The organism is Turicimonas sp. TL08, from assembly GCF_054660695.1.
This window is the reverse complement of record NZ_BAAGDP010000018.1, coordinates 14002-36741: the sequence shown is the minus strand read 5'-3', so window position 1 is coordinate 36741 and position 22740 is coordinate 14002. Positions and strand designations below refer to the sequence as shown.

22 protein-coding genes and 1 tRNA gene are annotated in these 22740 nt (G+C 44.6%); 4 read left to right on the top strand and 19 right to left on the bottom strand.

Annotated features, from left to right (window positions below; translation table 11 throughout):
* Positions 1 to 26: 26 nt before the first annotated feature.
* From ACYQ4O_RS09555 to ACYQ4O_RS09490, 14 genes are all read right to left on the bottom strand, one after another.
* A complete protein-coding gene (locus ACYQ4O_RS09555; protein WP_460175453.1) occupies positions 27 to 665 on the bottom strand; it encodes a hypothetical protein in 639 nt (212 codons plus the stop codon).
* Between the two features lie 9 nt (positions 666 to 674).
* Complete coding sequence (locus tag ACYQ4O_RS09550; RefSeq protein ID WP_066594592.1) at positions 675 to 1148, bottom strand: CYTH domain-containing protein; 474 nt, start codon at positions 1146 to 1148, stop codon at positions 675 to 677.
* Between the two features lie 123 nt (positions 1149 to 1271).
* A complete protein-coding gene (locus ACYQ4O_RS09545; RefSeq protein WP_308513760.1) occupies positions 1272 to 2207 on the bottom strand; it encodes a LysR family transcriptional regulator in 936 nt (311 codons plus the stop codon).
* Positions 2208 to 2290: 83 nt separating this feature from the next.
* Positions 2291 to 2677 carry a helix-turn-helix domain-containing protein gene (locus ACYQ4O_RS09540; protein WP_066594589.1) on the bottom strand — a complete coding sequence of 129 codons (387 nt, stop codon included), beginning with the start codon at positions 2675 to 2677 and terminating at the stop codon, positions 2291 to 2293.
* 9 nt (positions 2678 to 2686) lie between these two features.
* Positions 2687 to 3781, bottom strand: a complete 1095-nt coding sequence (ychF, locus tag ACYQ4O_RS09535) for a redox-regulated ATPase YchF (RefSeq protein ID WP_308513761.1) — start codon at positions 3779 to 3781, stop codon at positions 2687 to 2689.
* Positions 3782 to 3792: 11 nt separating this feature from the next.
* Positions 3793 to 4257: a 2-thiouracil desulfurase family protein gene (locus tag ACYQ4O_RS09530; RefSeq protein ID WP_460175452.1), complete on the bottom strand. Its 465-nt coding sequence runs from the start codon at positions 4255 to 4257 to the stop codon at positions 3793 to 3795.
* The gene (gene pth / locus ACYQ4O_RS09525; RefSeq protein WP_460175451.1) at positions 4254 to 4850 is read right to left on the bottom strand and encodes an aminoacyl-tRNA hydrolase; all 597 of its coding nucleotides are present in this window, start codon (positions 4848 to 4850) and stop codon (positions 4254 to 4256) included. The genes ACYQ4O_RS09530 and pth overlap by 4 nt, the downstream gene beginning before the upstream one ends.
* A complete protein-coding gene (locus ACYQ4O_RS09520) occupies positions 4851 to 6587 on the bottom strand; it encodes a DEAD/DEAH box helicase (RefSeq protein WP_308513764.1) in 1737 nt (578 codons plus the stop codon).
* A 109-nt stretch (positions 6588 to 6696) separates the two neighbouring features.
* The gene (locus tag ACYQ4O_RS09515) at positions 6697 to 7335 is read right to left on the bottom strand and encodes a 50S ribosomal protein L25/general stress protein Ctc (RefSeq protein WP_460175450.1); all 639 of its coding nucleotides are present in this window, start codon (positions 7333 to 7335) and stop codon (positions 6697 to 6699) included.
* A gap of 71 nt (positions 7336 to 7406) precedes the next feature.
* Positions 7407 to 8357, bottom strand: coding sequence for a ribose-phosphate pyrophosphokinase (locus ACYQ4O_RS09510; RefSeq protein WP_066595976.1), 951 nt, complete (start codon positions 8355 to 8357; stop codon positions 7407 to 7409).
* 65 nt (positions 8358 to 8422) lie between these two features.
* Positions 8423 to 8499 (bottom strand) — tRNA-Gln (locus tag ACYQ4O_RS09505).
* 25 nt (positions 8500 to 8524) lie between these two features.
* The gene (ispE, locus tag ACYQ4O_RS09500) at positions 8525 to 9415 is read right to left on the bottom strand and encodes a 4-(cytidine 5'-diphospho)-2-C-methyl-D-erythritol kinase (protein ID WP_460175449.1); all 891 of its coding nucleotides are present in this window, start codon (positions 9413 to 9415) and stop codon (positions 8525 to 8527) included.
* A gap of 71 nt (positions 9416 to 9486) precedes the next feature.
* A complete protein-coding gene (locus tag ACYQ4O_RS09495; protein ID WP_286313584.1) occupies positions 9487 to 9837 on the bottom strand; it encodes a hypothetical protein in 351 nt (116 codons plus the stop codon).
* A gap of 212 nt (positions 9838 to 10049) precedes the next feature.
* Positions 10050 to 11036, bottom strand: coding sequence for a LysR family transcriptional regulator (locus ACYQ4O_RS09490; protein ID WP_460175448.1), 987 nt, complete (start codon positions 11034 to 11036; stop codon positions 10050 to 10052).
* Between the two features lie 100 nt (positions 11037 to 11136).
* Here ACYQ4O_RS09490 and ACYQ4O_RS09485 point away from each other — a divergent pair, with 100 nt between their 5' ends.
* The 3 genes from ACYQ4O_RS09485 (at position 11137) to ACYQ4O_RS09475 (ending at position 14646) form a co-directional block, all read left to right on the top strand.
* Entirely contained in the window at positions 11137 to 13338 is a 2202-nt protein-coding gene (locus tag ACYQ4O_RS09485; RefSeq protein ID WP_277030204.1) for a molybdopterin-containing oxidoreductase family protein, read from the top strand.
* A gap of 11 nt (positions 13339 to 13349) precedes the next feature.
* A complete protein-coding gene (locus tag ACYQ4O_RS09480; RefSeq protein WP_277030202.1) occupies positions 13350 to 13991 on the top strand; it encodes a 4Fe-4S dicluster domain-containing protein in 642 nt (213 codons plus the stop codon).
* An 88-nt stretch (positions 13992 to 14079) separates the two neighbouring features.
* A complete protein-coding gene (locus ACYQ4O_RS09475; protein WP_277030200.1) occupies positions 14080 to 14646 on the top strand; it encodes a molecular chaperone TorD family protein in 567 nt (188 codons plus the stop codon).
* A 23-nt stretch (positions 14647 to 14669) separates the two neighbouring features.
* On the opposite strand, the gene ACYQ4O_RS09470 is transcribed toward ACYQ4O_RS09475, so the two are convergent.
* From ACYQ4O_RS09470 to ACYQ4O_RS09455, 4 genes are all read right to left on the bottom strand, one after another.
* Entirely contained in the window at positions 14670 to 15194 is a 525-nt protein-coding gene (locus tag ACYQ4O_RS09470; protein ID WP_277037042.1) for a lipoprotein insertase outer membrane protein LolB, read from the bottom strand.
* Complete coding sequence (locus tag ACYQ4O_RS09465; RefSeq protein WP_277030196.1) at positions 15191 to 16960, bottom strand: tetratricopeptide repeat protein; 1770 nt, start codon at positions 16958 to 16960, stop codon at positions 15191 to 15193. Before ACYQ4O_RS09465 ends, ACYQ4O_RS09470 begins: the two co-directional genes overlap by 4 nt.
* A gap of 668 nt (positions 16961 to 17628) precedes the next feature.
* Complete coding sequence (locus ACYQ4O_RS09460; protein ID WP_277030195.1) at positions 17629 to 18819, bottom strand: M20 family metallopeptidase; 1191 nt, start codon at positions 18817 to 18819, stop codon at positions 17629 to 17631.
* Between the two features lie 19 nt (positions 18820 to 18838).
* On the bottom strand, positions 18839 to 20152 hold the full coding sequence (locus tag ACYQ4O_RS09455) for an anaerobic C4-dicarboxylate transporter family protein (protein WP_277030194.1): 1314 nt from the start codon (positions 20150 to 20152) through the stop codon (positions 18839 to 18841).
* Positions 20153 to 20297: 145 nt separating this feature from the next.
* Between ACYQ4O_RS09455 and ACYQ4O_RS09450 the strand changes: the two genes are divergently transcribed.
* A complete protein-coding gene (locus ACYQ4O_RS09450; RefSeq protein WP_277037039.1) occupies positions 20298 to 21287 on the top strand; it encodes a LysR family transcriptional regulator in 990 nt (329 codons plus the stop codon).
* A gap of 116 nt (positions 21288 to 21403) precedes the next feature.
* On the opposite strand, the gene ACYQ4O_RS09445 is transcribed toward ACYQ4O_RS09450, so the two are convergent.
* Complete coding sequence (locus tag ACYQ4O_RS09445; protein ID WP_277030190.1) at positions 21404 to 22528, bottom strand: porin; 1125 nt, start codon at positions 22526 to 22528, stop codon at positions 21404 to 21406.
* Positions 22529 to 22740: the final 212 nt, after the last annotated feature.

The following is a 22740-nucleotide window of genomic DNA, read 5'->3' as shown; positions in this document are numbered from 1 at the left end:
TTCAGTCCACCCTAAACACGGAAGGTTCAGACCATTCCAAGTACCTGTTTAGCGGCTTTAAGATAGTTAGTATTCGGAAGTTCAGAGATCCCTAAAGCTTCCGTAGCTGTCTTCATGCTTTCGTAGTTCTCACTTTCGCAGCAGGCGGTTTCAACCATCGCACCGTTGAACCATACCTTGGCGTATTCGCAGATAACGCCGTTAACGGAGAAACCGAAGCGCTTCTTTTCGACCACAACTACAGCCAATTCGCTGTTCTTGCGGGCGATGTCTACGAATTCCTCAAGCGTGTATGTTTCTTGAGTAAGAGGAATTTCAACCTTCAAATGAGAGAGGATGACGTCGAGTTCTTCCTTTTTGACGGGGAAGCGGAACTTGCCGCGAGGTTGGAAGATTTCATAACCTTCCGGAGTTTCGCCGACCTTGGTCTTGATATCGAGCAAACCGTCACGGACTTTCACATTGGCATCATTGGTATTTCTTGACAAGAAATAGGTCTCAGCCGGCATAACGCGGGCTGCATAAAGAGTAGCTTTGCATTGCCACATGTGCTCCTGCACGCCTTTGATGATGTCTTTGCCAAAAACGCGGAACTCGGCTCTAGGAACGATCTTTGAAGCCTCTTCGGCACTAATTGCTTGATTCTTTTCATATGGATTGGCCATGACGTTCTCCTACTTGTCCCAAGTTGTGAAAGGATGTGCAACTAAGTTTGAGTTGAAATAGCGGGGATCGGAAGAGACCTCTTCGCCAAGCCAAGCCGGCTTTTCAAACGGTGTTTCTTCGGAAGGCAACTCAATCTCAGCCACAACTAAACCTTCGTTGACGCCATGGAATTCATCGATTTCCCAGGTCAAGCCATTTCCTGCAGGGATCTTGTAGCGGGTTTTTTCAATGATTGGCTTTTCGGCTAAATCGTCAAGCATCTTTACGCAATCGGCATGAGGAATGGGATATTCAAACTCAAGACGAGTGCAGCTGACGGTCAAACCCTTGATAGTGAGAAAAGCTTTGTCATCAATTGTGCGGATTCGGACGGTTCTTTCTTTTGCGCTGTTGAGATAGCCTTGACGGTAAAGAGTTCCGACGGCACCTTTCTTCCATTCATCGCCGATAACTAAAAATTTTCTTTCAATCTCTTTTGCCACTTTTGTCTCCTTAGAGTGTCCGTGAGTTACTAAGTTTGGATAGGAACATTGTGGATCCTCAGTAGCAAAAAGGAAAATTATTAATTCATATAAGACCTATAAGCTAATCTTATGAAATGGTAGCTAATCGGTTCCAGAAGTTTTGTTTTTTAACAATGAAATAAACTGAAAAGCTGCCGGAGATAAGTCTTGGTTTGGATTAATGCCTAGAAAATAGTCGGCCGTGACGCTAAAGTTCTTCACATGTACTTCTAATAGCTTTTCTTGCTTGATTTCTTCTTTAACAGCGACCAGCGGAAAAGCCGCCATTCCGATTCCGCTTTGGATTAAATGTTTTGAACTCTCAAGACTATTGACTTCAATCAATGGTGCTGACAAGAATTCAGATGCACCCACCGATCCGAACCATTCTTCTATCTTGGAGCGCATTCTGCTGCCTCTTTGGCGCATAACCAAATAGTTTTTGCCGAACTCTTCCGGAGTAATGGCTTTTTTAAGAGCTGCAAGAGGAAAAGTAGGTGAGCACACGCAAACGTAAGGCTCTTTGGACAAAAGCTCCTGATGGCAGTTTTTGAGGCCTTCTACATGCCTTGATAAAGCCAAATCAGCCGCACCTTTCTCCACCAATTCCGTGACATGGGCCGAGTCTCCCATTTCTAACCGAATATTGATGAGAGGATACGTTTTGGAAAACTCAGCGATGATGTCGGGCAAGAAGTAGTTGCCCATGACAGCACTAGCTGCGATGGTCAGCTCTCCGGTCTGCAGTTGATTGAGATCGTTGAAGACACTTTCAATTTCTTTAAATATTCCGAATAGCCGTTGGGTGTGGTTAAAAAGAATTTTTCCTCTGGCAGTAAGGCGGATTTGGCGCTTGCCTCTGTCAAAAAGAGGGTTCTTTAAAGCGTGTTCGAGGCCTTGTATTTGTTGAGATACCGCTGGCTGGCTCAGGAATAATACTTTGGCGGCTTCGGTAAAACTTCCCAAACTAGCGACAACGTGGAATGTTTTCAGATGCTCCAAATTCATCCGAGAAATGCCGGGAGCCGATTTAGTCATTTGGTCATGACCTCATAGTTGGAAGACATAGAAACCGGACGCAGGTCTTGGGTATAAAACCAAGGAAAGAATGAGCGCGCATCTCAGTCTTTAGAATGATCGCTTCTGGTGGCGTTTCTAATTTTGCGTTTAATGTTCGGGCCGAGTCTTTCTAACGCATCAATAGTGTTGAATACGGTTGCTCTGCCTTTGAGAGAAAGCGTCCGGAACTTTTTAAGCAGAACGTCTTCTTCCACGCCGGGGATGTGGCGCTCATCAGCAATGATAAAAAGGATGTCGAAGCCGATGGCAAAAAGCCGCGGCATTCTGAAGATGCCGGGATCAGTTTCACCGGCCTCAAAACGCTGGTAAGTTTCGAGAGGAATACCGAGAAGCTGGGCAATCTGCAATTCCGTGTAGCCCAGCCTTTCTCTCTCGAAACGCAGTCGGTCTCCGATTTCTTTTTTCTGCTTGGTGCTGGTAAGCGCCATAAGAGTCTCTTAAACGTTAAATAAGAAGTTCATGACGTCGCCGTCCTGAACAACGTAGTCTTTACCTTCAACTCTTAATTTACCAGCTTCTTTGGCTCCATTTTCGCCTTTGAAGTTGATGTAATCGTTATAACTGATGGTTTGAGCACGGATAAACCCTCTTTCGAAGTCAGTGTGAATAACACCGGCTGCCTGAGGGGCGAGGTCGCCTATATGAATTGTCCAAGCTCTGACTTCTTTTTCACCGGCGGTGAAGTAAGTCTGGAGGCCCAGCAGCTGATAAGCGGCTCTAATGACTCGGTCTAAGCCCGGTTCATGCATGCCGAGGTCTTCCAAGAAAACCAGTTTGTCTTCTTCCGGAAGGTCGGAAATTTCCGCTTCAATCTTGGCGCAAACGGCAACGACGATGGAATTTTCTTTGGCGGCATGTTCTTGGACTTGGTCAAGAAGCGGATTGTTTTCAAAACCGCCTTCTTCAACGTTGGCAACGTACATGGTCGGCTTCATTGTCAGAAGGAAGAGAGGCTTAATGACTTCTTTTTCTTCCGGAGTAAGTTCTACGCTTCTTGCAGGCTGGTTTTCATTGAGAGCCGGCTGAAGTTTTTCTAAGACTTTAACGAGCTTCAAAGCTTCTTTATCGCCGCCGGAGCGAGCCTGCTTGGAGTATTTAGCTAATTGCTTTTCAACGGTGGCCAAATCAGCAAGAGCCAATTCCGTATTAATGACTTCGATATCTTCGAGCGGGTTGACGTGGTTAGCAACGTGAGTGATGTTTTCATCTTCAAAGCATCTGACGATGTGCGCAATAGCGTCGCATTCACGAATGTTTGCCAAGAATTTGTTTCCTAAACCTTCGCCTTGGCTTGCACCGGCTACCAAGCCGGCAATATCAACAAATTCAACGGTTGCCGGAATGATTTTCTGAGGATGAACAATTTCAGCGAGCTTGGCAAGTCTCGGATCAGGAACTTCGACGATACCGACGTTTGGTTCGATCGTGCAGAACGGATAGTTTTCTGCGGCAATCCCTGCCTTTGTCAATGCATTAAAAAGAGTAGATTTGCCGACGTTAGGCAGCCCTACGATTCCACATTTCAAACCCATTTTTAGATTTCCTATTCTTTAAGCTTAATTTCTAATTTTTTCAATTCAGTTTCGTCAAAGACATCTATGCCGTTCTGCATAAGAAGCCGAGCAGTACAACCCGTACCGTCGCGCAGCTGGCCTGAAAAAGTACCGCCATAGATTCGGTCTTTTCCGCAAGAAGGACTTTTAGACTTTAAAACTGCTATTTTTATCCCGTTATTTTGGCAGTATTTTAAGGTGCTCTCAGCCCCTAATAAAAACTGTTTACTAACATCCGTTCCGCTTTTGTTTAATACTTTGTCCGTATGCTCATCTATTTCCGCCGGGATTCGCGGAACAGGAAGGCCCCCAAGCATCTCGGGACAAAGTTTGTGGACTTCGAAATCTTTATTTTTGAGGAAACTCAGCAGTTCACGGCACGGTTTTCCCGCACCGTCATAGCGGACTGTGTCTCCCAGCAAGCAGGCGCTTACTAAAATTTTGGAGACGGTCATGAATTAATTTTTTGCAAGGCGTCTTCAGTTTTTCCCTCTGCAATCAGAGGAAGAAACTCAATGCCTTTTGCGACGGCCTGAGAAATCAGGATTCGATCATCGGGACTCGGACGACTTAAGACGTAGTCGGCAACAGGTGTTTGAAGCTGCTTGTCTCTGGGATGGCCGATGCCGATGCGCAGACGCTGAAAGTTTTGAGATCCAATCAGAGAAGAAATGCTCTTTAAGCCGTTATGGCCCGCGCATCCTCCACCGATTTTGTATTTAATTGAGCCGGGAGGAAGGTCAAGTTCATCATGAACGACGAGGATCTCTTCCGGCTTGAACTTATAAAAAGAAATGACAGCAGAAACAGCTCTGCCCGATAAATTCATTAAGGTCGAGGGCTGCAATACGAGGATTGCATTCCCCGAGATATGGGTAGTAGCTGTTTCTCCGAAAAAGCGTTTGTTCGGTTCAAAGAAGCCTCCGAATTTTGCCAGAACTTCATCAGTAAACTGAAATCCGACATTGTGTCTGGTTCCAACATAAGGTTTACCAATATTTCCCAGCCCGACTATTAATTTAATCGGAGGCATCTTCACACCGCTCATTTACTTGCTCTTTCCTTTTTTCTTGTCCTTATCGGCAGTTCTCTTTGCTCTTTTACGAACAACAGGTTCTTCTGCGTCTAAGAAACCTCTTTCTTCAGGCGGACGATCATACCGCACTACACATTGTTTTCCTTTGATGTAGGCACTGCGTAATGCAAAAATAACGTTCTGAGCAATTTCTTCGTCAACTTCTACAAGTGAGTAGCGGTCTGCAATATCAATAGAACCAATCAGCTTGGAAGAAACACCTGCCTCGTTAGCAATGGCGCCAACCAAATCCTGAGGTCTGATGCCGGAATCTCTGCCGGTACCGATGAACAGACGAACCATTCCTTCAGATGTACGGCGCGGAGACTTAGATGGTTTTCTCGGCTTACGGCCTTCTTCCTTAACGCCAATCTGGCTCGGGATTTCAACGTCGTAAGAATCCTTCCAGTTGTTTTCGTTGGCCAGTTTGACGGCAGCGGCTGCGACATCCAAGACGTCGAAGTCATTGCTGAGAGTTTCAACGATAGAACGATAGCGTCCCAAATCGTTTTCGCCGACCAAAATTTCATGAACGGAGGCTCTTGTGAGATCGAGACGTTTAGCATGAACATCAGTTGCTGTCGGAACAGAAAGAATTTGAATCTTCTGTTTTGTCATGCGTTCAATGTTCTTAAGCAGTCTGCTTTCTCTCGGTTCCAGAATTGTGATGGCTGTACCTTCACGTCCTGCACGGCCTGTACGGCCGATACGGTGAACGTAGGTTTCAGTTGTAGCAGGAATACCGTAGTTGATAACGTGAGTTAAGTGTTCGATATCGATACCGCGGGCAGCAACGTCAGTTGCGACAATAACGTCGACTTGTTCTGCTCTGGCTCTCTTCATGACACGGTCTCTTTGGGCCTGATCCAAGCCGCCGTGCAATGGTTCTACGCTGTAGCCTCTGCCTCTAAGGCTTTCGGCAAGTTCATCAACTTCGTTTCTTGTACGTGCAAAGACGATAGCCAGTCTCGGGCTTTCGATATCCAAGATTCTGCCTAAAGCAGCAACTCTGTGGTTTCTGCCGACGATATATGCAGACTGTCTGACTTTAGGCTGTTCTCCTTCGGGAACCTTTTCCTTCGGGATAAGAATGCGGTACGGATTGTTCAGCTGATTTTCAGCCATCTTAGTAATTCTGGCAGGCAATGTAGCTGAGAACAATGCGGTTTGTCTTTCTTCAGGAAGAGCACTGAGAATTGCATCCAAATCTTCTGCAAATCCCATATCAAGCATTTCGTCGGCTTCATCGAGAACGACCGCTTGAATATCTTGAAGATGGAGGGTACCTCTGCGAATGTGATCTAAGGCTCTGCCCGGTGTTGCAACAACAATGTGAACGCCTCTGTTAAGGGCTTTGATCTGACGGCTGTAATCCTGACCGCCGTAAATCGGTGTTACATAAACACCGGAGTCTCTGCTGTAGCTCAGAATAGCTTCAGAGACCTGAATACACAATTCACGTGTCGGGGTCAAAATCAATACTTTCGGATTCTTTGGCTCACTGTTCAAACAGTATCTTTGAATCAACGGCAGAGAGAATGCAGCTGTTTTACCGGTACCGGTGGCTGCTTGACCCAAGACGTCTCGTCCTTCAAGAAGGGCTGGGATAGAATGTGTTTGGATTGGAGTCGGTTCTTCAAAACCCAACCTTGATAAAGCGTTGGCCAGCTTTTCGTCAAGGCCGAGTTTCATGAATAGATTTTCAGACATTAAATTCTCCAGTGCTGTGCCTGCACAGCAATTAATATTGTCTGCATTATGAATAAAAAACGCCCTGTACCCGAAAGGGCACAGGGCATTTTGAGTAAGTAACCTTTTGTTATTGCTCAGCAGACTTTTCAGCTGTTGCAGGAACAGCGTCAGCAGCAACTTCCGGTTCAGCCGGTGTATCAACTTCTTCAGTGATAACAACAGCGGAAGCAACTGTCGGATCTTCTTCAGGTTTGAGAACTGCAGTAACGCCTTCAGGAAGAGCCAAGTTAGAAACGTGGATCGGTTCCTGAACTGTCAAGCCGGAAAGATCAACAGTGATGAATTCAGGAAGGTTAGCCGGCAAGCAGGCAACTTCGATTTCAGTAAGAGTGTGTGTAACGTTTGCTTTTTCAACAACAACGGCAGGAGATTTTTCTTCGCCGATGAAGTGAAGTGGAACGTGCATATGGATTGGTTCGTCAGCAGCGATACGTTGGAAATCAATGTGCAAAACTTGCGGTTTGTACGGATGCATCTGGAAAGCACGGAGAAGAACTTTTTCGTTCTGACCGTCTAATTCCATATCGAGAATGGAAGCATGGAATTTTTCCTTGCGGAGAGCGTGGAAAATTTCATTGTGATCGAGCTCGATAGGAGTAGCTGGAACCTTTCCGCCATAAACAATGCCAGGAAGTTTGTCAGCGCGGCGAAGGCGGCGGCTCGCACCCGTACCTTGAGCCTTACGTGTAGATGCAGTAAATTTCATTTAAAAAACTCCAAAAACAAATCTACTGACCGCGACCAGTCAGTAGAGGAATAAAATTAATTTTTGCTTTTTTATTCGGCAAACAAGCTGCTTACCGAGGATTCGCAAGCAATGCGTGAGATTGTTTCACCAATCAATGAAGCGCATGTCAACTGTCTGATTTTCGGACAATTTAATGCGTCTTCGCGAAGCGGAATTGTATCAGTAACTACGACTTCATCGAGAGCTGAATTTGTAATTTTTTCAACTGCTGCACCGGAGAAAACAGGATGAGTTGCATAAGCCAAGACTCTCTTAGCTCCTCTTTCCTTAAGTGCATCAGCAGCATGACACAATGTTCCGGCAGTATCAACGATATCGTCAACAATAACGCAAGTTCTGTTTTCGATTTCACCGATAATATTCATGACTTCAGAGACATTAGCTCTGGGACGGCGCTTATCGATAATGGCCAAATCCGTTTCCATTCTCTTGGCAACGGCTCTGGCTCTGACAACGCCGCCGACGTCCGGAGAAACGACGACTAAGTCAGAGTAATTCTTCTTCCACAAATCACCGAGAAGAATCGGGCTGGCGTAGATGTTGTCAACTGGAACGTCGAAGAAACCTTGAATTTGGTCAGCGTGGAGGTCCATTGTCAAAACGCGGTCAATGCCGGCAGCCTGGAGCATATTAGCTACGACTTTTGCACTGATAGCGACGCGGGTTGAACGAGGACGTCTGTCCTGACGGGCATAACCATAGTAAGGAATGACAGCCGTGATGCGAGCTGCGGAAGCTCTGCGCAATGCATCAACCATAATGATCAATTCCATCAAATTATCATTAGTCGGTTGGCAGGTTGGCTGGACAACGAATACGTCCTTACCGCGAACATTTTCAAGAAGTTCTACTTGAACTTCACCGTCAGAGAAACGGGAAACTTTAGCGCGACCAAGGGGGATATTTAAGTGATTGCCAACAGCTTCAGCAAGCTTTGGATTGGCATTGCCTGAAAAAACCATCAGGTTGTCTGGGACCATTTGGACCATGATTTGTATGCTCAAATAAATAAGGGTAAGAACGGAAAGTAAAAGCCCAAAATAAATGGCAGGAGAGGAAGGACTCGAACCCTCGCATGCCGGGATCAAAACCCGGTGCCTTGACCAACTTGGCTACTCTCCTGCAACTATCTAATTTTTTTGAACTTTTAACAAGTCCAACTCCATAACGGATGTTTCTTCAAACCTTTGACAGTCCACTGTCTCCAGTTCTCAGGAAGTGGTATTTTAACCGATTTTTCACCCGGATTTTTTTCAGCCACATAAACAGCTGAACCAGACCCGGACATTCTCGGATTTCCGAAAGGAGTCAGCAACTTAACGGCTTGTTCAATCGGAGCATACAAGGATCGGGCGACTGTTTCCAAGTCATTTCGACCCCAGGGTGACTGAACAAAATTGTGCAGTTGCTGTTTAAGGTTCGCTATTGTGCACAAATTCGTATTACGTGTCAAATCAGGGTGATTAAAGATTTCTGCCGTTGAAACACGTACTCCCGGGAAGATTATTTGGAATTGCATCTCTTCAGTTTCCACCGGCTGCAGAACTTCTCCGATGCCTTCTGCAAATGCGGTTTGGCCAAAGATAAAGAAGGGGACATCGGCCCCGAGTTTTACGCCGAGTCCGCAGAGGTCCTGCCGGGTCAGTCCGAGGCCCCACATTTGGTTTAAGCCGATGAGCACAGTCGCTGCGTCCGAGGACCCTCCTCCGAGACCGGCCCCATCAGGAATATTCTTTCTGACGGTAATTCGTACGCCTTTGTCTGGGCATTTTTCTTGGAGAAGTTTGGCAGCTTTCCAGCATAGATCGCTTTCGACGGACCAGTTGATATCGCCGGCTCTTTCGATTTTTCCGTCGGGCAATTCTTCCAGATCGATGTAATCAAAAAGTGAAACTAATTGAAAAACTGACTGAAGAAGGTGATAACCGTTGTCTGTTCTCCCGACAACATGTAGAAACAAATTAATCTTTGCCGGTGCCGGTAAGTCAAAGTAATTCTTAAGTTTCTGGGTTTTCTCAGAAGAATCTTGTGATGCCATAAATTTCCCGCTCAGATGTTTTTGTTGATTCTATCTATTCAGAAAGCTTTTGCTTGGAAGTGAAGAATAGTTTAAGTCTCATCGAAAAAGTAAGACGACTCTAGTCCGTTCAAAATCATGTCGAGGTTGTCTATATCGTCACTTAATGCTCTTTGCGAAAGAACGTTCAATTCCAATTGGTTAATCAAACTCCTATCCATTGCCTGGAGATATGATGTTTTGTCGACTTTGGTCCAATCTATGACTCTTCCAAACTGTTTCCGTAAAAGCATATTGAGCCAAATTCGAGTCGTCCAGCAGCTTTTCTTCCTGAACGGATGAGCTAAGTTCATCTCGATGTATTTAGAGAGTATCTCTGGGAAGTTACTTTGGGGCAATTTTTCGATTTTTGATAAGGCATCCTCAAGATATACGACACTCAAATATCTGAAACTTCCTTCGGACAAGTTGGTTTGCCGCAGGCAACCTGCGTCCGGATAAAACTCCTTGAAAAGAAACAAATGAAGTTGCCTCAAACTTTTGAAATTTCCAACTTCGAATTGACGGACCGCTACTGTGGAGAAGAGCAGCTTGGCGTTCTCCAAACTTTTTTTATCACTATCTTGCACAGTATCCAATTTAATTGTTTTCAATGTTAGGCAGAGGAAAGAGGTCGACTCATAGTTTTCTCAGCTGCTTCTAAAAGAACTGAACGGAACCATTGATGAGCCGGTTCGTGGTGAGTCCGATCGTGCCAGAGAAAGACCGGAGACCAAGGTTGTTCCGTTACTAAGTCCTTCGGAAGTACTGTCAGCGGTAAATTACCAATTAACTTAGAGGCGGAGGTTTCGGGCAAACGTCCAATAAAATCGCTATTGGCTAAAACGTGCGGCACCGTCAGCAGATACGGAGTATCGAAAGCAATGTTGTCTCCATCTTCAAATCCTGACGACTCAGGCGTAATTTTGTTTTCGGAGTATCCGTACTTTACTGCGACAAAGCGGAAGTTCTTTAGGTCGGATTTTTTGATAACTTTTCCTGCTTTTAATTTGAGCGCTAGAGGATGAGAGTTTCTCACGCAATACAAATGATTGGTGCTGTAGAACTGTTTGAAATGAAAGTTTTTGCCTAATTCTTTTAGTTTTAAGTTAGGCGGAGCATAAATAACTATGTCTATATTTCCTTTCTCAAGAGACCACTTGAAATGCTCGTGGATGGGAATGATCGAAATACGAATGTTAGGAGCTTGCTGAAACAAATTGCTGAGTGCGGGGACGACAAACTTTATGACGGCATGATCGATGCATCCTATCCTAAATTCCTGCGTAAGATGTTTTCTTGAGAAAACTGTCGGACTGGATAGTTGTTCAATTTTTCGTAATATTTCCTGTATTTCATGAATCAGCGATTCCATTTTTGGAGTCGGCATCATTGCTCTGCCGCTTTTCACGAATAGTTGATCGTCAAATATTGCGCGTGCTTGGGCTAAAAGTCGAAAACAGGTCGCAGTTCCTTTTCCTAGACGGCCGGCTGTGGATTCGAGGTTGCGGGACTCATAGAACTCAGCAAGAAATCTAAGTAACTCACTTGAAGGCTCTTTACTAGTCATATCGTTATCAATTTTGATAGGTTGTTTTGTCAATTTTAATCAAATATGACAGGTAAATACCTCTACTCAAAACTAAGAGGAAATTCCACAATCTTTCCTAAGCAGACCCCCAATGCTGCCAAGGAGACTAACTATGCAAACACTCTCAAGAAGGCAAATCTTAAAGGCTATTTCTGCACTGCCGGTATTCTCTCCGGCTACCTCAGTGCTGGCGCAAGCCGCTGCCCCACAAACACAAGAATGGACCGGATTTGCTCTCTGCGATTCCTGTAACCACGTACCTTTTTGCGGTATTGAATTTCAAGCCGTAGGCAATAACGTTATCAGCATTAAAAACTGGAAAGAGAATCCTCGTCACTGGCTATGTTCCAAAGGGATGAGTACGTTACAGCGGCTATACAATCCCAACCGCTTGCTTTATCCGATGAAGAGAACTGCTCCTAAAGGGGCTGCAGATCCCGGTTGGATCCGCATCTCTTGGGACGAAGCTTATAAGACCATTGCGGGCAATATGCTTGCTGCCAAGAAAAAATATGGTCCTGAATCCGTCATGTTTTATGCCGGGGATCCTAAAGAACCAAGACCGGCCATCTACCGTCTGGCTCGCTACTTTGACTCTCCAACGTGGTCTACAGAATCCTCAGCAGCTTGCCGTTCGGGCTGTATGATGGCTGAACAACTCAATTTCGGCCAACCAAACAACGGATCAGCGCCGACTAAAGACACGAAGGTCTACATGATTATGGCGACTAACGTTTGGGCGCAGCCGCTTGGTTGGTGGGAAGCAATTAAGGCAGCCAAGGAGCGCGGATGCAAGATTATCACCGTTGATACAAGAAGAACAAAAGCCGCTGAAATAGCAGACGTTCACTTGGCTCCGAACGTAGGAACAGACGCTGCTTTGGCTGCCGGTTTGGCCCGCGTTCTTATTAAAGAAAATCTGATTAATAAACCGTTCATTGATCAGTGGACGCATGGTTTCGAAGAATACGCTAAGTATGTTGAAGAATTCACTCCGGAGAAAACCGCCGAAATTACCGGCGTTCCGGCAGATAAGATTGTTGAAGCTGCACGGCTTTGGGCACAAGGTCCCGGCTCTTTTACATTGACAACTCAGTCTTTGTCTCATAATTCAAACGGCGTTAACAATACCCGTGCCTTGTTACTGCTGCCGATTTTGATGGGTTATATTGATATCCCCGGCGGAGTGCCTTTCTCGCAGCCTCCTAAAGGCCTGTCAATGCCAGCGTTCGGCCTTCATACTGCAATGGCGGAAAAGAAATGGTGGAATTCACCGGAAACAAAAGCCCGTAGGTTTGATAAAGATGAAGTACCTCTCTGGCACAACTTGCAGGATCAAACTAGTCCTAACAACTTGCCTGAGTGGGTGAGAGACGGCAAGGTTAAAGTATTTTGCGGATGGGGATTCAACGTCAATATTTGGCCTCAGCCCGAGATCTATAACGAAGCCTTTAAAAATTTAGACTTTGCTTTTGCCGCCGACTACTTCTATCGCAAAGACAGCCATCGCTACATGGATATTATTCTTCCGGCCGCAATGAACTATGAGCGTCATGCACCGTTCGGTTGGTATGGTCCTAATATTGCTGTCCGCAAGCCGGTCAAACCGCTGGGAGAGGCGAAAGAAGACTGGCAGATTGCCCTGGAACTTGGATGCATTCTTGATAAACCGGAACACTTCTTTGACGGAGATCCGCAAAAAGCTCTTGACTTCATCCTTCATCAGTATGAAGGCGGGGACTTGAATGCTTTCAGAAATGCGTTGCCGAAGATCAGCCATATCCCAGCTCCTAAGCCCGGCTTCAAGAAGTATGAAGACGGCAGATTGCGCCCGGACGGCAAACCGGGATTCAATACGCTTTCCGGCAAGCTTGATTTCTTCTCAGACAGAGCTGCTAAGTTCGGATATCCGGGACTTCCGATCTATAAACCGATGACAGCGTTAACCAAAGAGTTTGATTTGCGTCTCATCAATGGAACCCGCAAGCCGTATATCACTCATAGCAAGACTCGCACGGACCAGCCTTATCTGATGGAAATTGAAGATGGTCTTCATGTCCACATCAATCCGAAAGACGCTGAAGCGAAAGGCATTAAGGAAGGCGATACGATTTTGATTACTTCACCTTACGGGGGACCCATTGAAGCAACGGCAGTTGTCTCGCTGATTGTCCCGAAGGGAACCATTGATGCCCAGTACGGTTGGCTCGATAACCAGAACACCCAAAAACTCATGAACAGAGATAACCGAGATCCGATGTCCGGATATCCAAGTTACTTTGAAAATCCTGTTCATATCGAAAAGAAAGCCTAAGGAGGAAAGTCATGAGTAAGTATGGAATTATTGTCAACGCCGATGACTGCGTAGGCTGTCATGCATGCTTCGTTGCCTGCAAAGAAGAAAATCAGGTTGCACCGGGCGTTAAGTGGAATCATTTGGAAAGACTGGAACATCCGGCAGAACAAGTCATTGAGTATTTCCGAGTGTCTTGCATGCATTGTGAAGATCCTGCTTGCATGAAAGTCTGCCCGGTGAAAGCTGTGTATTTCGGCTCTCACGGAGAAGTATTAGTTGACCAGGCTAAATGCATCGGCTGTAAAGGCTGCTTGGCCGCCTGCCCGTATGGAGCACCGAAGTTCTCTGATCCTAATAAGCAATCATACTTCGGCGAGCTGAAACCATTAGGGGGACCATCGGCTGCTCTTAAGAGCTGGCAGAAGCGTATAGCAGGGAGGGCTGAACACTGCACACTGTGTACGCATCGTACTTCTGAAGGCCGTTTACCAGCATGTGTGGAAGTGTGCTCAACACATGCTTTACAGCTTGTCGATTACGATAAACCGACCGATGCTCAAAAAGCTTTGATTGCAAGGGCCCAGATGATCAACCAAGGCGCAGGAACCTCTCCGAAGGTTAGATTTGTTTCTTCAATTACTGACTTTACCGGTCGTAAGGTGAGGGCATAATCCAGTAACGGCGCCCTGCTTTGGCGGGGTGCCGTGCCCTGCGAATAACAATAAATAATCGGCCAAAATTGCGGAAGAAAGGATAAATATGGATTATCAAGAAATCACTCGAGAAGACTGTGCAGAAGCAATGGCAAGAATCCTTATGGTTTTGAGCCGGATTGTTCTCGAGCCGCAAGACAACAGCTCAGACTACGAAAAAGCACAAATTGCCTTCAATGCTTTTGCAGAGGGTGTGGATTATCCCGGAGCAGTTTTCCAAGAAGTTATTTTTGATGAAGAGTTTGAAAGAGAGTTTGCAAAGCTCTTTTACGGAGTCGGAGATACAACTATTGGGTTAACCCATTCTTTTTGGAGCGGCGGATTAATAGCCGTTGCAGGAGAGAAAACTCGGGAGGCTTTCAAAATTTATCACGACAGCGGTCTGAGCAATACTTCAACTCTTCCCGATGACCATTTGGCAATTGAGCTTACTTTTCTAAGCCATCTTTTAGCGCAAAACAAGGTGAAAGAGGCCCAAGGGTTTGCTTCTGAAGAGGTTCTTCAGTGGTGGCGAACGGCGCAGGAAAATATCAACAATAAGACTCAAAACGGCAGCATCAAGAACTTCTTCGCTGCTGTAACATCGGCCTTAGAGTTTGTAGAGAGGATGTAGAATTTTCCAAATATAACAATCCGTTATCTTGGCAAAAGAATCAGAGTTACCGCAGGCGTGCGGTAAGACTCTTGTCTTTTCATCACGATTCTCGTGAGTTTGTTTTCGCTATTTCTTTCAGCCGTCAATTCCCAACCGGAGGCGGCTAATTCTTTTTCTGATTGTTGAGCATCTTTCTTGGAAGAGAGCCAGTCTACCAAGTCAGTAAGATCTAAAGGAGCGCCGATGACTCTTTCCGTAATTTCTTGGCTTCTGCGGGCTTTAATCGGTTCTTCATTCGAAATGGCAAGAACCGCTCCGTCTGAGTTCTCTGTTAGTGTTGCAGCATTGGATCCCAAAGGCCCTTTCAGAATTAATTCTTTCTGTTCCGTTGAAGACGTCAGCAAGAAAGTTCCGGAATTCCTGTCAGCTTTTCCGTCTTTCAAAAGAGTAATGGAAAAACGTCCGTGCCACTCTTCAATAGCCGTACTCTTTTGAATGGATGGTGTAGAACAGCCTGCTAAAACCAGCATTGCTGCAGTCAAAACGGAGAAACCAAATTTCTTCATTCGATGATTCCGAGTCTTTTGATTAACGCTTCAGTGTCTTCTGAATCAGGCCAAAGTTCTTTGGCTCTCTTTAAAACCAGGCGAGCTTCGTCCTTTTGATTGGAAACCCAATAGGCTTCTGCAAGGTGAAGCATGATGTCTTCACTCTCTAGAAGCTGTAAAGCATCGTTGAGATATCCGATTGCTTCGGTGTAATTTTTTTCTTTAAAGCTTAGCCAGCCCATGGAATCCAAAATATACGGATTAGACGGATCAAGCTGGTACGCCTTGCGAATGTTTTCTCCTGCCTCTTTCAGACGGTTAGTTCTTTCAAGAAGCGTATAACCTAAAGAGTTATAAGCATTAGCAAAGTTGGGGTCTATCTCTAAGGCTCTCTTTAAATAATTCTCAGCCATAGAAATGAGATCCAAGCGTTCAGCGATCATGGCTGCTTCATAGAAGAGACTCTTAGATTCAGGATACTTTTGCAAATACTTTTCTAAGGTCTTAAGAGCTTCTGTATCGCCGTTAAGTTCAGCGATCAAACGAGACTCAACTGCTGCGACCTCTTCGGCTACGGCGTTGTTGTCGCCGGGGTCAACTTGCTTGAGGACTTCAAGTGCTTCCTTATGTTTATCTTCATGAGAATAAACATTGGCTTTCTGAATCAAAGCGGCAGGCTTCATTGAGCCGACAACGCGATCAGCAAGCGCGAGAGCCTCTTCATATTTTTTGTTTTCCAGGGCAACTTCGCTCAGCAGCAAGAGAGCCTTCTGCGGGATAGTTCCGCTCTCAGCATCGTCTTGAGGAAGTTTTGCTAGTTTATTAAGCAAGTCCTCGGCTTCTGTCTCGTGATTGTTTTGAAGCAGAGAAACTGCAGTACTTAGTTCAAATTCGTAGTCGTTCGGATACTTTTTGACTAACTCAATTAGCTGGTTGTAGTCGGAAGAGAGCAGCAAAAGCTGAGCATACGAATCCCGGATTCTTAAATCTTTAGGGTTTTTGGCCAGATACTGGCCGAGAACCTGACGAGCCTCTTTTTGACCTGCATTGGACTTCTTCTGCAACAAGACAGAAACTAGTGTCATTACGCTTTCCGGATTGGGTTTCTGTTTGTAGCTCTCTTTAGCAAACCTTTCCGCTGCTTTTTGGTTGCCGACCAATCCTTCTAATCGGGCCAAACCGAGTTTCGTTTCCGGAAGTCTCTTGAACTTCTCAGTAGCTTTGCGAAAGAACGTCAGAGCCTTCTTCCTGTCTTTTCCGATTAAAAGTTGGCTCTGCAGCCCAAGGATGACTTTTCCCGGATCCTCTACCTGGGATAAGAAAGACTGTGTAGTCAACAGAATCTTGTTGTATTCCTGGTAGTGGAGGCCAATGCGAATGAGCATCTCCTGAGCATGTCTATTGCCGGGGGCCAGTTTATTCCACAGCAGCACTGACCGCATGATTTCACGAGGAGCTTTGGCAACTTGTGCAATCTGAACAGCTCTTTCTGCCAGTCTTGGGTCACCTGTTTCTTCGGCTACATTCATGTAAGTGCTGTATGCCGCTCCTAATTCATTACGCTGCAAAGCAATTTCGCTGGCGATTAGTTGGAAAAGGAGTCCTCCGGTGAGCTCAATCTCAGGCAAGCTATCAGGAGAGAATTTTTTAGGTTTTGGCGGATCAAAGACCAGATTCAGCTCCTTCTTAGAAGCAGGCACAGCTGCTGCGTCAGCAGTCATAGGGATAGCGGTAAAAGCTATCGCCGCGGCGCATAAGCAACTAACTAATCTATTGAAACCCATATAAAAATTAACCTAAAAATCGATCCAAGAGTTTAGCCGAGTTATTAGTTAGTTTGCATTGTTACGGGATGAGTTTGAGCGTTCATCATTGGCAATGTTCTCGTTTGAGGAAATCTCCCAGCTCTATCACTAACCGCAAGGCGTTAGCCTTAATAATCAAGGAACGTTGAGAAAGGCAAATTTATGACAACTTCCTAAGGTTGGAAACCAAATAAATATATTTTCTTGAATATCTCATAAATTCAATGAATTTTCGGTTGAAACTCCAGTTATTCTCGGCAAAATTACTCGCAAAAAGTTGAAACCTAACTCCCTGAACATGATTAAAGGCATTCTTGGAAAGGTTTGAGCCTATTGAACGAAACAGAGACTTCTTATTATCGGAACTAACCTAGCTACCTAACGAAAAAAGAGCTCTTTGTTTAAGCGAATGAAAGAATGCGGTGAAGGACAGCTGATAAAGTTATGAAGGATTGATGATATTTCTGGGTTGCTAAGACGTTTAGCTTATAAAATATAAAACTCGTCCTACAAAAAGATAGTTAAGAAAATTTCTCAAAAACTATTAAAAGTATTGACTTAACTGTCTCCCCATTGAAAACGATTCAGCCAAACTCCCAAGTAATTGCACACGATACAACTTCTTGGGAGCCTGGGATTATTAAGTATTACTTCTGACTTTCAAAATAGCCAATGCTGAAAAGCATATAAGTCTTAATGAATTTTAAATACTGACTCAAATTTACATGTTCGTCATCAGAGCCTAGCACGGCAAAAATACCTGGCCCGAAGTGGGGGACATTTTGCTTGTAAGCGTTCGCTAATTTAGCTGCATCGCCGGCCCCAGATCTTCTGCCCGGCCTGAGGGGTTTCGAGAAAACCGTGCGGTAGACATCCATACATCTAATAATATCGGGATGATTGGAATCAATTACCAGTCGTGGACCGGCAAATAAAGTTGTAAGGCTATAAGCTTCTTTAATTTGAGGTATGTTATCTAAAAGTGCGAGAAATTCTTGTTGGGCGCTCTCAATGCTTTCTCTCCTTGTGTACCTCCTGTCGATCCAGAGAGTACATTTTGCCGGATGCATGTTTACTGTTTTTCCTTCAAATCCCGCGCTTATCGAAGTGACCGAAATAACAGCGCCAGACGTATCTTCCGGGAAATATCTTTCCGCCATTAGCTTTTTGTCGTATTGATGGATTTTTTCAATAACCTTATGAGCTTTTTGCAGGGCATCTTCTTGTGCTAGACGGGTTCCGGCATGCCAACCATCGCTCGTAATTTCCAGTTTCCAAGCAATGCGGCCGTCTGTATCCACAATAATGGTCTCCTCGGAAGCTTCCATGCAGATCGTGAAGTCGGCCTTCATGAGTCCTTTCTCTATACAGTAAAGCAGCCCAGCGCGGCTTCCTTGTTCTTCATCACAATTTAGAGCAAGAGAGATAGTGCCGGATGGCTTAAAACCTAATCTTTTTAAAAAGGTGATAGCCATAATCCCCGCAGCATTCCCGCTTTTCATGTCTGTTGCCCCGCGGGCATATATTTTGTCGCCAATTATTTCGCCGGACCACGGATCTCTGGTAGGGTTAGATTCGGGTGGAAAGACATCCAAGTGTCCGTTAAATAACAATGTTTTGCCCTCGCCTCCTTTCCAGTCCATGAGAAGGTTCGGACGATCTTTTTCCCCTTCTAGAAGTTCGGGGTTAAATCCGTTATTCTCCAAAAAACTAGCGAGGTAAAGAGCAGATTCCTTTTCTTGCCCGGTTGGAGAGGGAATTCGAAGATAGTTTTGAAGAAATGTAGTGGCTTCCTCACTATGGGAGTCAACATACTCAGAAATAGTTTGATAGTCCATTTGCTTTCCTTTTTAACAATTACAGAAGCCAAACAATGAGAAACCCCAATGACACGGAGATAACTGCACAAATAGTGCCGAAGATTTGAAATGGATTATCGATGAGGTATTTACCCATTGTGGTCGTGCCGGAACGATCTAAAGAGCAAGCAGCAATCGCCGGACCATTAATTGGGAAGAGAGCGAAGCCGTTTACCGCCGGATACATGGCAATAAGAGCTAAAGGTGAGAGGCCAAGCGCAAATCCCAGCGGCATAATTGCTCTTGTTGTGGCACCCTGAGAGTTCATTATTGCCGCCATTAAAAACAAGACAAAAGCAAAAGTCCATGGCTCGGCTTGAACCAAGGATCCGAATGTTTCTAATAACACATCTTTATTAGCTGCAACGAAAGAGTCAGCAAGCCAAGTACATCCAACAATGCAAACCATTGTCGTCACTGCAGATTGCAAAATTTGACTCGAGGCTAATTTCTTAACGCTTGGTCGGCAGACAATAACCAAGATCGCTCCGACAAGAAGCATAGTGAGTTCAATAGTGGCTGCCATTCCCATGGGCTGCTTGGCAGCATAGGGAGTTCTTAATTCAGGGTAGATACCTGCCAAAACGATGTAAATAAGGCCTAACAGGAAAAATCCTAATGAGAATTTTCCTTTCAAGCCTATGTCCTTAAGTTCTACAATTTTAGGAGACTCAATTTGACCGTTTTTTAAACGACGTTGAAATTCCTCATCCTTATCCAATTCCTTGCCCCATTTCATAAAAAAGAGCGAAGTGGCAAGTACTCCGATCAAACCGGCAGGCAAGCTCACCATCAGAATTTGAGGCAGTGAAATTTCCGGATGTCCGTAGTGGATGAAAAGACCGATCATCGCCGCGGTTGCCGCAGAAATCGGACTTGCGGTTATAGCGCACTGAGCAGCCATCGTTCCGGTTACCATAGCCCTTTCTGGCCGAATTCCATTTCGGTAAGCTACTTCAAAAATAACTGGCTGCAGTGCAAAGCAAACCATTGCTGTGCCCGCAAAGAATGTTAAAAAGAACATTACCAGAGGAGCCAGAGTGGTTAGGTGCTTAGGATGTTTCCTAAGAATCTTTGCTCCTATCGCCGTCAGAAGATCTAGGCCTCCGCACTGTTCAATAACAGCAGAACACGTGCAAACGCACAAAATAATAAAACAAACATCTGCTGGAAGCGCTCCGGGAGTAACTCCAAAAAATAAGGTTAATATTCCCAGACCTAAGCAGCTGATAATACCGATCCCCATTCCACCAAATCGCGTACCAAGCAAAATGGCGCCGATTACTATTAAAAATTGAATGACTGTAGACATTTTGAATAACTCCTGCTCTCCTTGTTAGAGCTTTCTCCTTGTGGTTAATAAGAACAGTTTCACTGTATCGACATCAGGAGTTGTGTATTACGATTTATAATATTTCTGTATCGTTTATATTAAATTTGCTAATACGCTGATAGACATGGGTACTCTGCAAAATGCAAAAATCTTGTTGGCTGTACAACGGTTAGGAAGTATTAGTAAAGCAGCCCAAGAGCTAAATATTTCCCAGCCTACCGTCTCTGTTATCCTCAAAAAAATAGAATCTGAGGTCGAAGGCGACATCTACTACCATAATGAACGTCCCATTAAACTCACGCCTTTAGGACGGATGCTCTCTCATCAATTTGAAAAATTTGTCGAATTGGATGATCAAACTAAAAACTATATTAAGACTTTTAAAAAAGGATTCCTTCCTTCTTTTCGAATTGGAACCGTTGATTCTTTTTGCCCTAATATCAACCCTTATTTTGTGCCGAATTTATTAGAACATACTCAGAAACTAGTCATTGAAGAAGGTTCCACTTTGGAGCTGGCTGATTGGATAAAGAAAAACAGAATAGATATAGCAATAATGAATATGGATCTTCAGGAAGAGGAAGGAATCGTTTCCGAACTAATTTTTACTGAAGAGTACGTTATTGTGCTTCCAAAGTCTCTTCTGATGCACGCTAATTCCACGGTCGGTGAGAATTTAGAGCTTATGAGCAGATTAAGTTTTATCTATCTTTCCAACTTATCCTTTGATAAGTTGACACAGACAAGATTTCTTAATAACTTGGGTATTAAGCCTCCTAAAAGTATTGAATTGGACGACTTCTCAACTGTCTGTCAGATTGTAAATTCAGGCCACGGCTGGACATTGCTAACTCCCCTTGAACTTTGGATAGGCCGAGACTTTCTCAAAAATATAACCATCATTCGCCCTCCTTATACCCGCTTTTATAAGCCTTTTTATTTTGTTCATAAGCAATGGATGATGCCCAAATTTGAAAATCTATTAATATCTTTGTTAGTGTCGGCAATAATGGACAAGTTTGTTCCGGTAATGACATCTAGATTTCCTGAATTAGCTCCTTATTTAAAGTTATCTGAATCCATTGCAAAAAAAGATTTCAGGGAGTTGGTGTAATCCCAGCCAACTATCTTCTCCCCGGATTAGCAAAAATGGCCGAGGAAGTAAAACCTTTTATAGACTTCCTCGGCACAAAATCTCAGCTATAGGGTCTTTCTAAGACCTCGAAGAGGTTAAAACCTGTGATACATGCCAAAAATACCAGTCCAGCCTCTCAAGTCATTTACTAACTTAGCGGCTTTGCCTGCCGTGCTCCAACCGCCATAGCTGTAAAGTCCGGTACGTTTAGAGATAGGATAAACGTAGGCAGCTCCAATCGAGAAGGTATTGAATTTGTCCTCACCCGAAATGTCAGGATTCATCTTATCTTTTACTTTGCCGAAAGCATACTGAGTTTGCCCCATGAGAGTTCCTCCCCATAAAGGTGCGCTCGCGCCAAGGGAAAAGGCATTAAAATTCGCCCCTTTTCCTGTTGATTGCAAGATTGGAGGAATAACATCCGTTCCGGCTTCATATTTCTTCCAATCCACTCCGGGTAGTGGGGAGTGGATGGCAAGCTCATAAGCACCGTAGATTTTTATCGTGCCAAAATCGTAGGACATTCCCAGATTGAGAAGTTGAGTTGCCTTGTAATTTGATCCATCAATTTGCTTTTTGTTTTTATTATCCAAGACTTCGTAGATCAAATTTGTTTTCAAAGCGCCCGAGTCATAGGCAACACCGACACCATAGTAGTGTCCGTTTCTTGACCATTTACTATCGTCACCGGTTACTCCGTTTGAATACATCATTTGAAGTTTCCAGCCTCCAAAATTGGGGGATACATAAACGATAGAATTATCATAACGATCCGTGAGGTAAAAACTTCCGTACATATCTCCTAGGATTGAGTAACCGGTCATAAGCGGAGTGCCTCCAAGCATTGAATATGAACCGAGATCAGAACCTAATCCACCAAATCTCCCGAGTCCGATTTCACCCCATTGGCCGCCAACTTTTAACGTAGTTTGTCGGCTAAAAGCCTTTCCGGTTTTATGTTCCGCCCCCGAGCTCATTTTGAATCCTTGCTCAAGAACAAATCCAACGTAGTTCCCTCCGCCCAGCTCTTCCGTGCCTTTAAGACCCCAACGGTTTCCATAAAGGTTGCCGTTACTCATTTGGACCTTTGTATCATCTCCTTTCAGTTTAGATACTGTGATGCCGCCATCTAAAACACCATACAATGTGACATCTGATTGCGCCTGCACGATACCCATCGCGGACATTGACGCCAAAGCAACCACCACAAGCTTTTTCATGTCTTCTCCTAAGAATTTTGCTTTTAACACATTTGCTTAGCCTTTCTTCAATCCGATTTAAGTTTTAAGAGGTTGAGAAAGGACAAATAAGTTGCAAAGAGATCGCGTTTCGGAACTACGAAAACCTAATCCTCTTTACGGCTTCAATTCTCTAGAAGAGCGAATAATCCTTTGTCTCTTATTATTTATTGCTATTTGGTTTATTAAGGTTT

Bases quoted from the DNA above. Each gene is read 5' to 3' on its own strand.
- ACYQ4O_RS09555 (WP_460175453.1), bottom strand. From the start codon at position 665: ATGGCCAATCCATATGAAAAGAATCAAGCAATTAGTGCCGAAGAGGCT.
- ACYQ4O_RS09545 (WP_308513760.1), bottom strand. From the start codon at position 2,207: ATGACTAAATCGGCTCCCGGCATTTCTCGGATGAATTTGGAGCATCTG.
- ACYQ4O_RS09540 (WP_066594589.1), bottom strand. From the start codon at position 2,677: ATGGCGCTTACCAGCACCAAGCAGAAAAAAGAAATCGGAGACCGACTG.
- ychF (WP_308513761.1), bottom strand. From the start codon at position 3,781: ATGGGTTTGAAATGTGGAATCGTAGGGCTGCCTAACGTCGGCAAATCT.
- ACYQ4O_RS09530 (WP_460175452.1), bottom strand. From the start codon at position 4,257: ATGACCGTCTCCAAAATTTTAGTAAGCGCCTGCTTGCTGGGAGACACA.
- pth (WP_460175451.1), bottom strand. From the start codon at position 4,850: ATGAGCGGTGTGAAGATGCCTCCGATTAAATTAATAGTCGGGCTGGGA.
- ACYQ4O_RS09520 (WP_308513764.1), bottom strand. From the start codon at position 6,587: ATGTCTGAAAATCTATTCATGAAACTCGGCCTTGACGAAAAGCTGGCC.
- ACYQ4O_RS09515 (WP_460175450.1), bottom strand. From the start codon at position 7,335: ATGAAATTTACTGCATCTACACGTAAGGCTCAAGGTACGGGTGCGAGC.
- ACYQ4O_RS09510 (WP_066595976.1), bottom strand. From the start codon at position 8,357: ATGGTCCCAGACAACCTGATGGTTTTTTCAGGCAATGCCAATCCAAAG.
- ispE (WP_460175449.1), bottom strand. From the start codon at position 9,415: ATGGCATCACAAGATTCTTCTGAGAAAACCCAGAAACTTAAGAATTAC.
- ACYQ4O_RS09485 (WP_277030204.1), top strand. From the start codon at position 11,137: ATGCAAACACTCTCAAGAAGGCAAATCTTAAAGGCTATTTCTGCACTG.
- ACYQ4O_RS09480 (WP_277030202.1), top strand. From the start codon at position 13,350: ATGAGTAAGTATGGAATTATTGTCAACGCCGATGACTGCGTAGGCTGT.
- ACYQ4O_RS09475 (WP_277030200.1), top strand. From the start codon at position 14,080: ATGGATTATCAAGAAATCACTCGAGAAGACTGTGCAGAAGCAATGGCA.
- ACYQ4O_RS09470 (WP_277037042.1), bottom strand. From the start codon at position 15,194: ATGAAGAAATTTGGTTTCTCCGTTTTGACTGCAGCAATGCTGGTTTTA.
- ACYQ4O_RS09465 (WP_277030196.1), bottom strand. From the start codon at position 16,960: ATGGGTTTCAATAGATTAGTTAGTTGCTTATGCGCCGCGGCGATAGCT.
- ACYQ4O_RS09460 (WP_277030195.1), bottom strand. From the start codon at position 18,819: ATGGACTATCAAACTATTTCTGAGTATGTTGACTCCCATAGTGAGGAA.
- ACYQ4O_RS09455 (WP_277030194.1), bottom strand. From the start codon at position 20,152: ATGTCTACAGTCATTCAATTTTTAATAGTAATCGGCGCCATTTTGCTT.
- ACYQ4O_RS09450 (WP_277037039.1), top strand. From the start codon at position 20,298: ATGGGTACTCTGCAAAATGCAAAAATCTTGTTGGCTGTACAACGGTTA.
- ACYQ4O_RS09445 (WP_277030190.1), bottom strand. From the start codon at position 22,528: ATGAAAAAGCTTGTGGTGGTTGCTTTGGCGTCAATGTCCGCGATGGGT.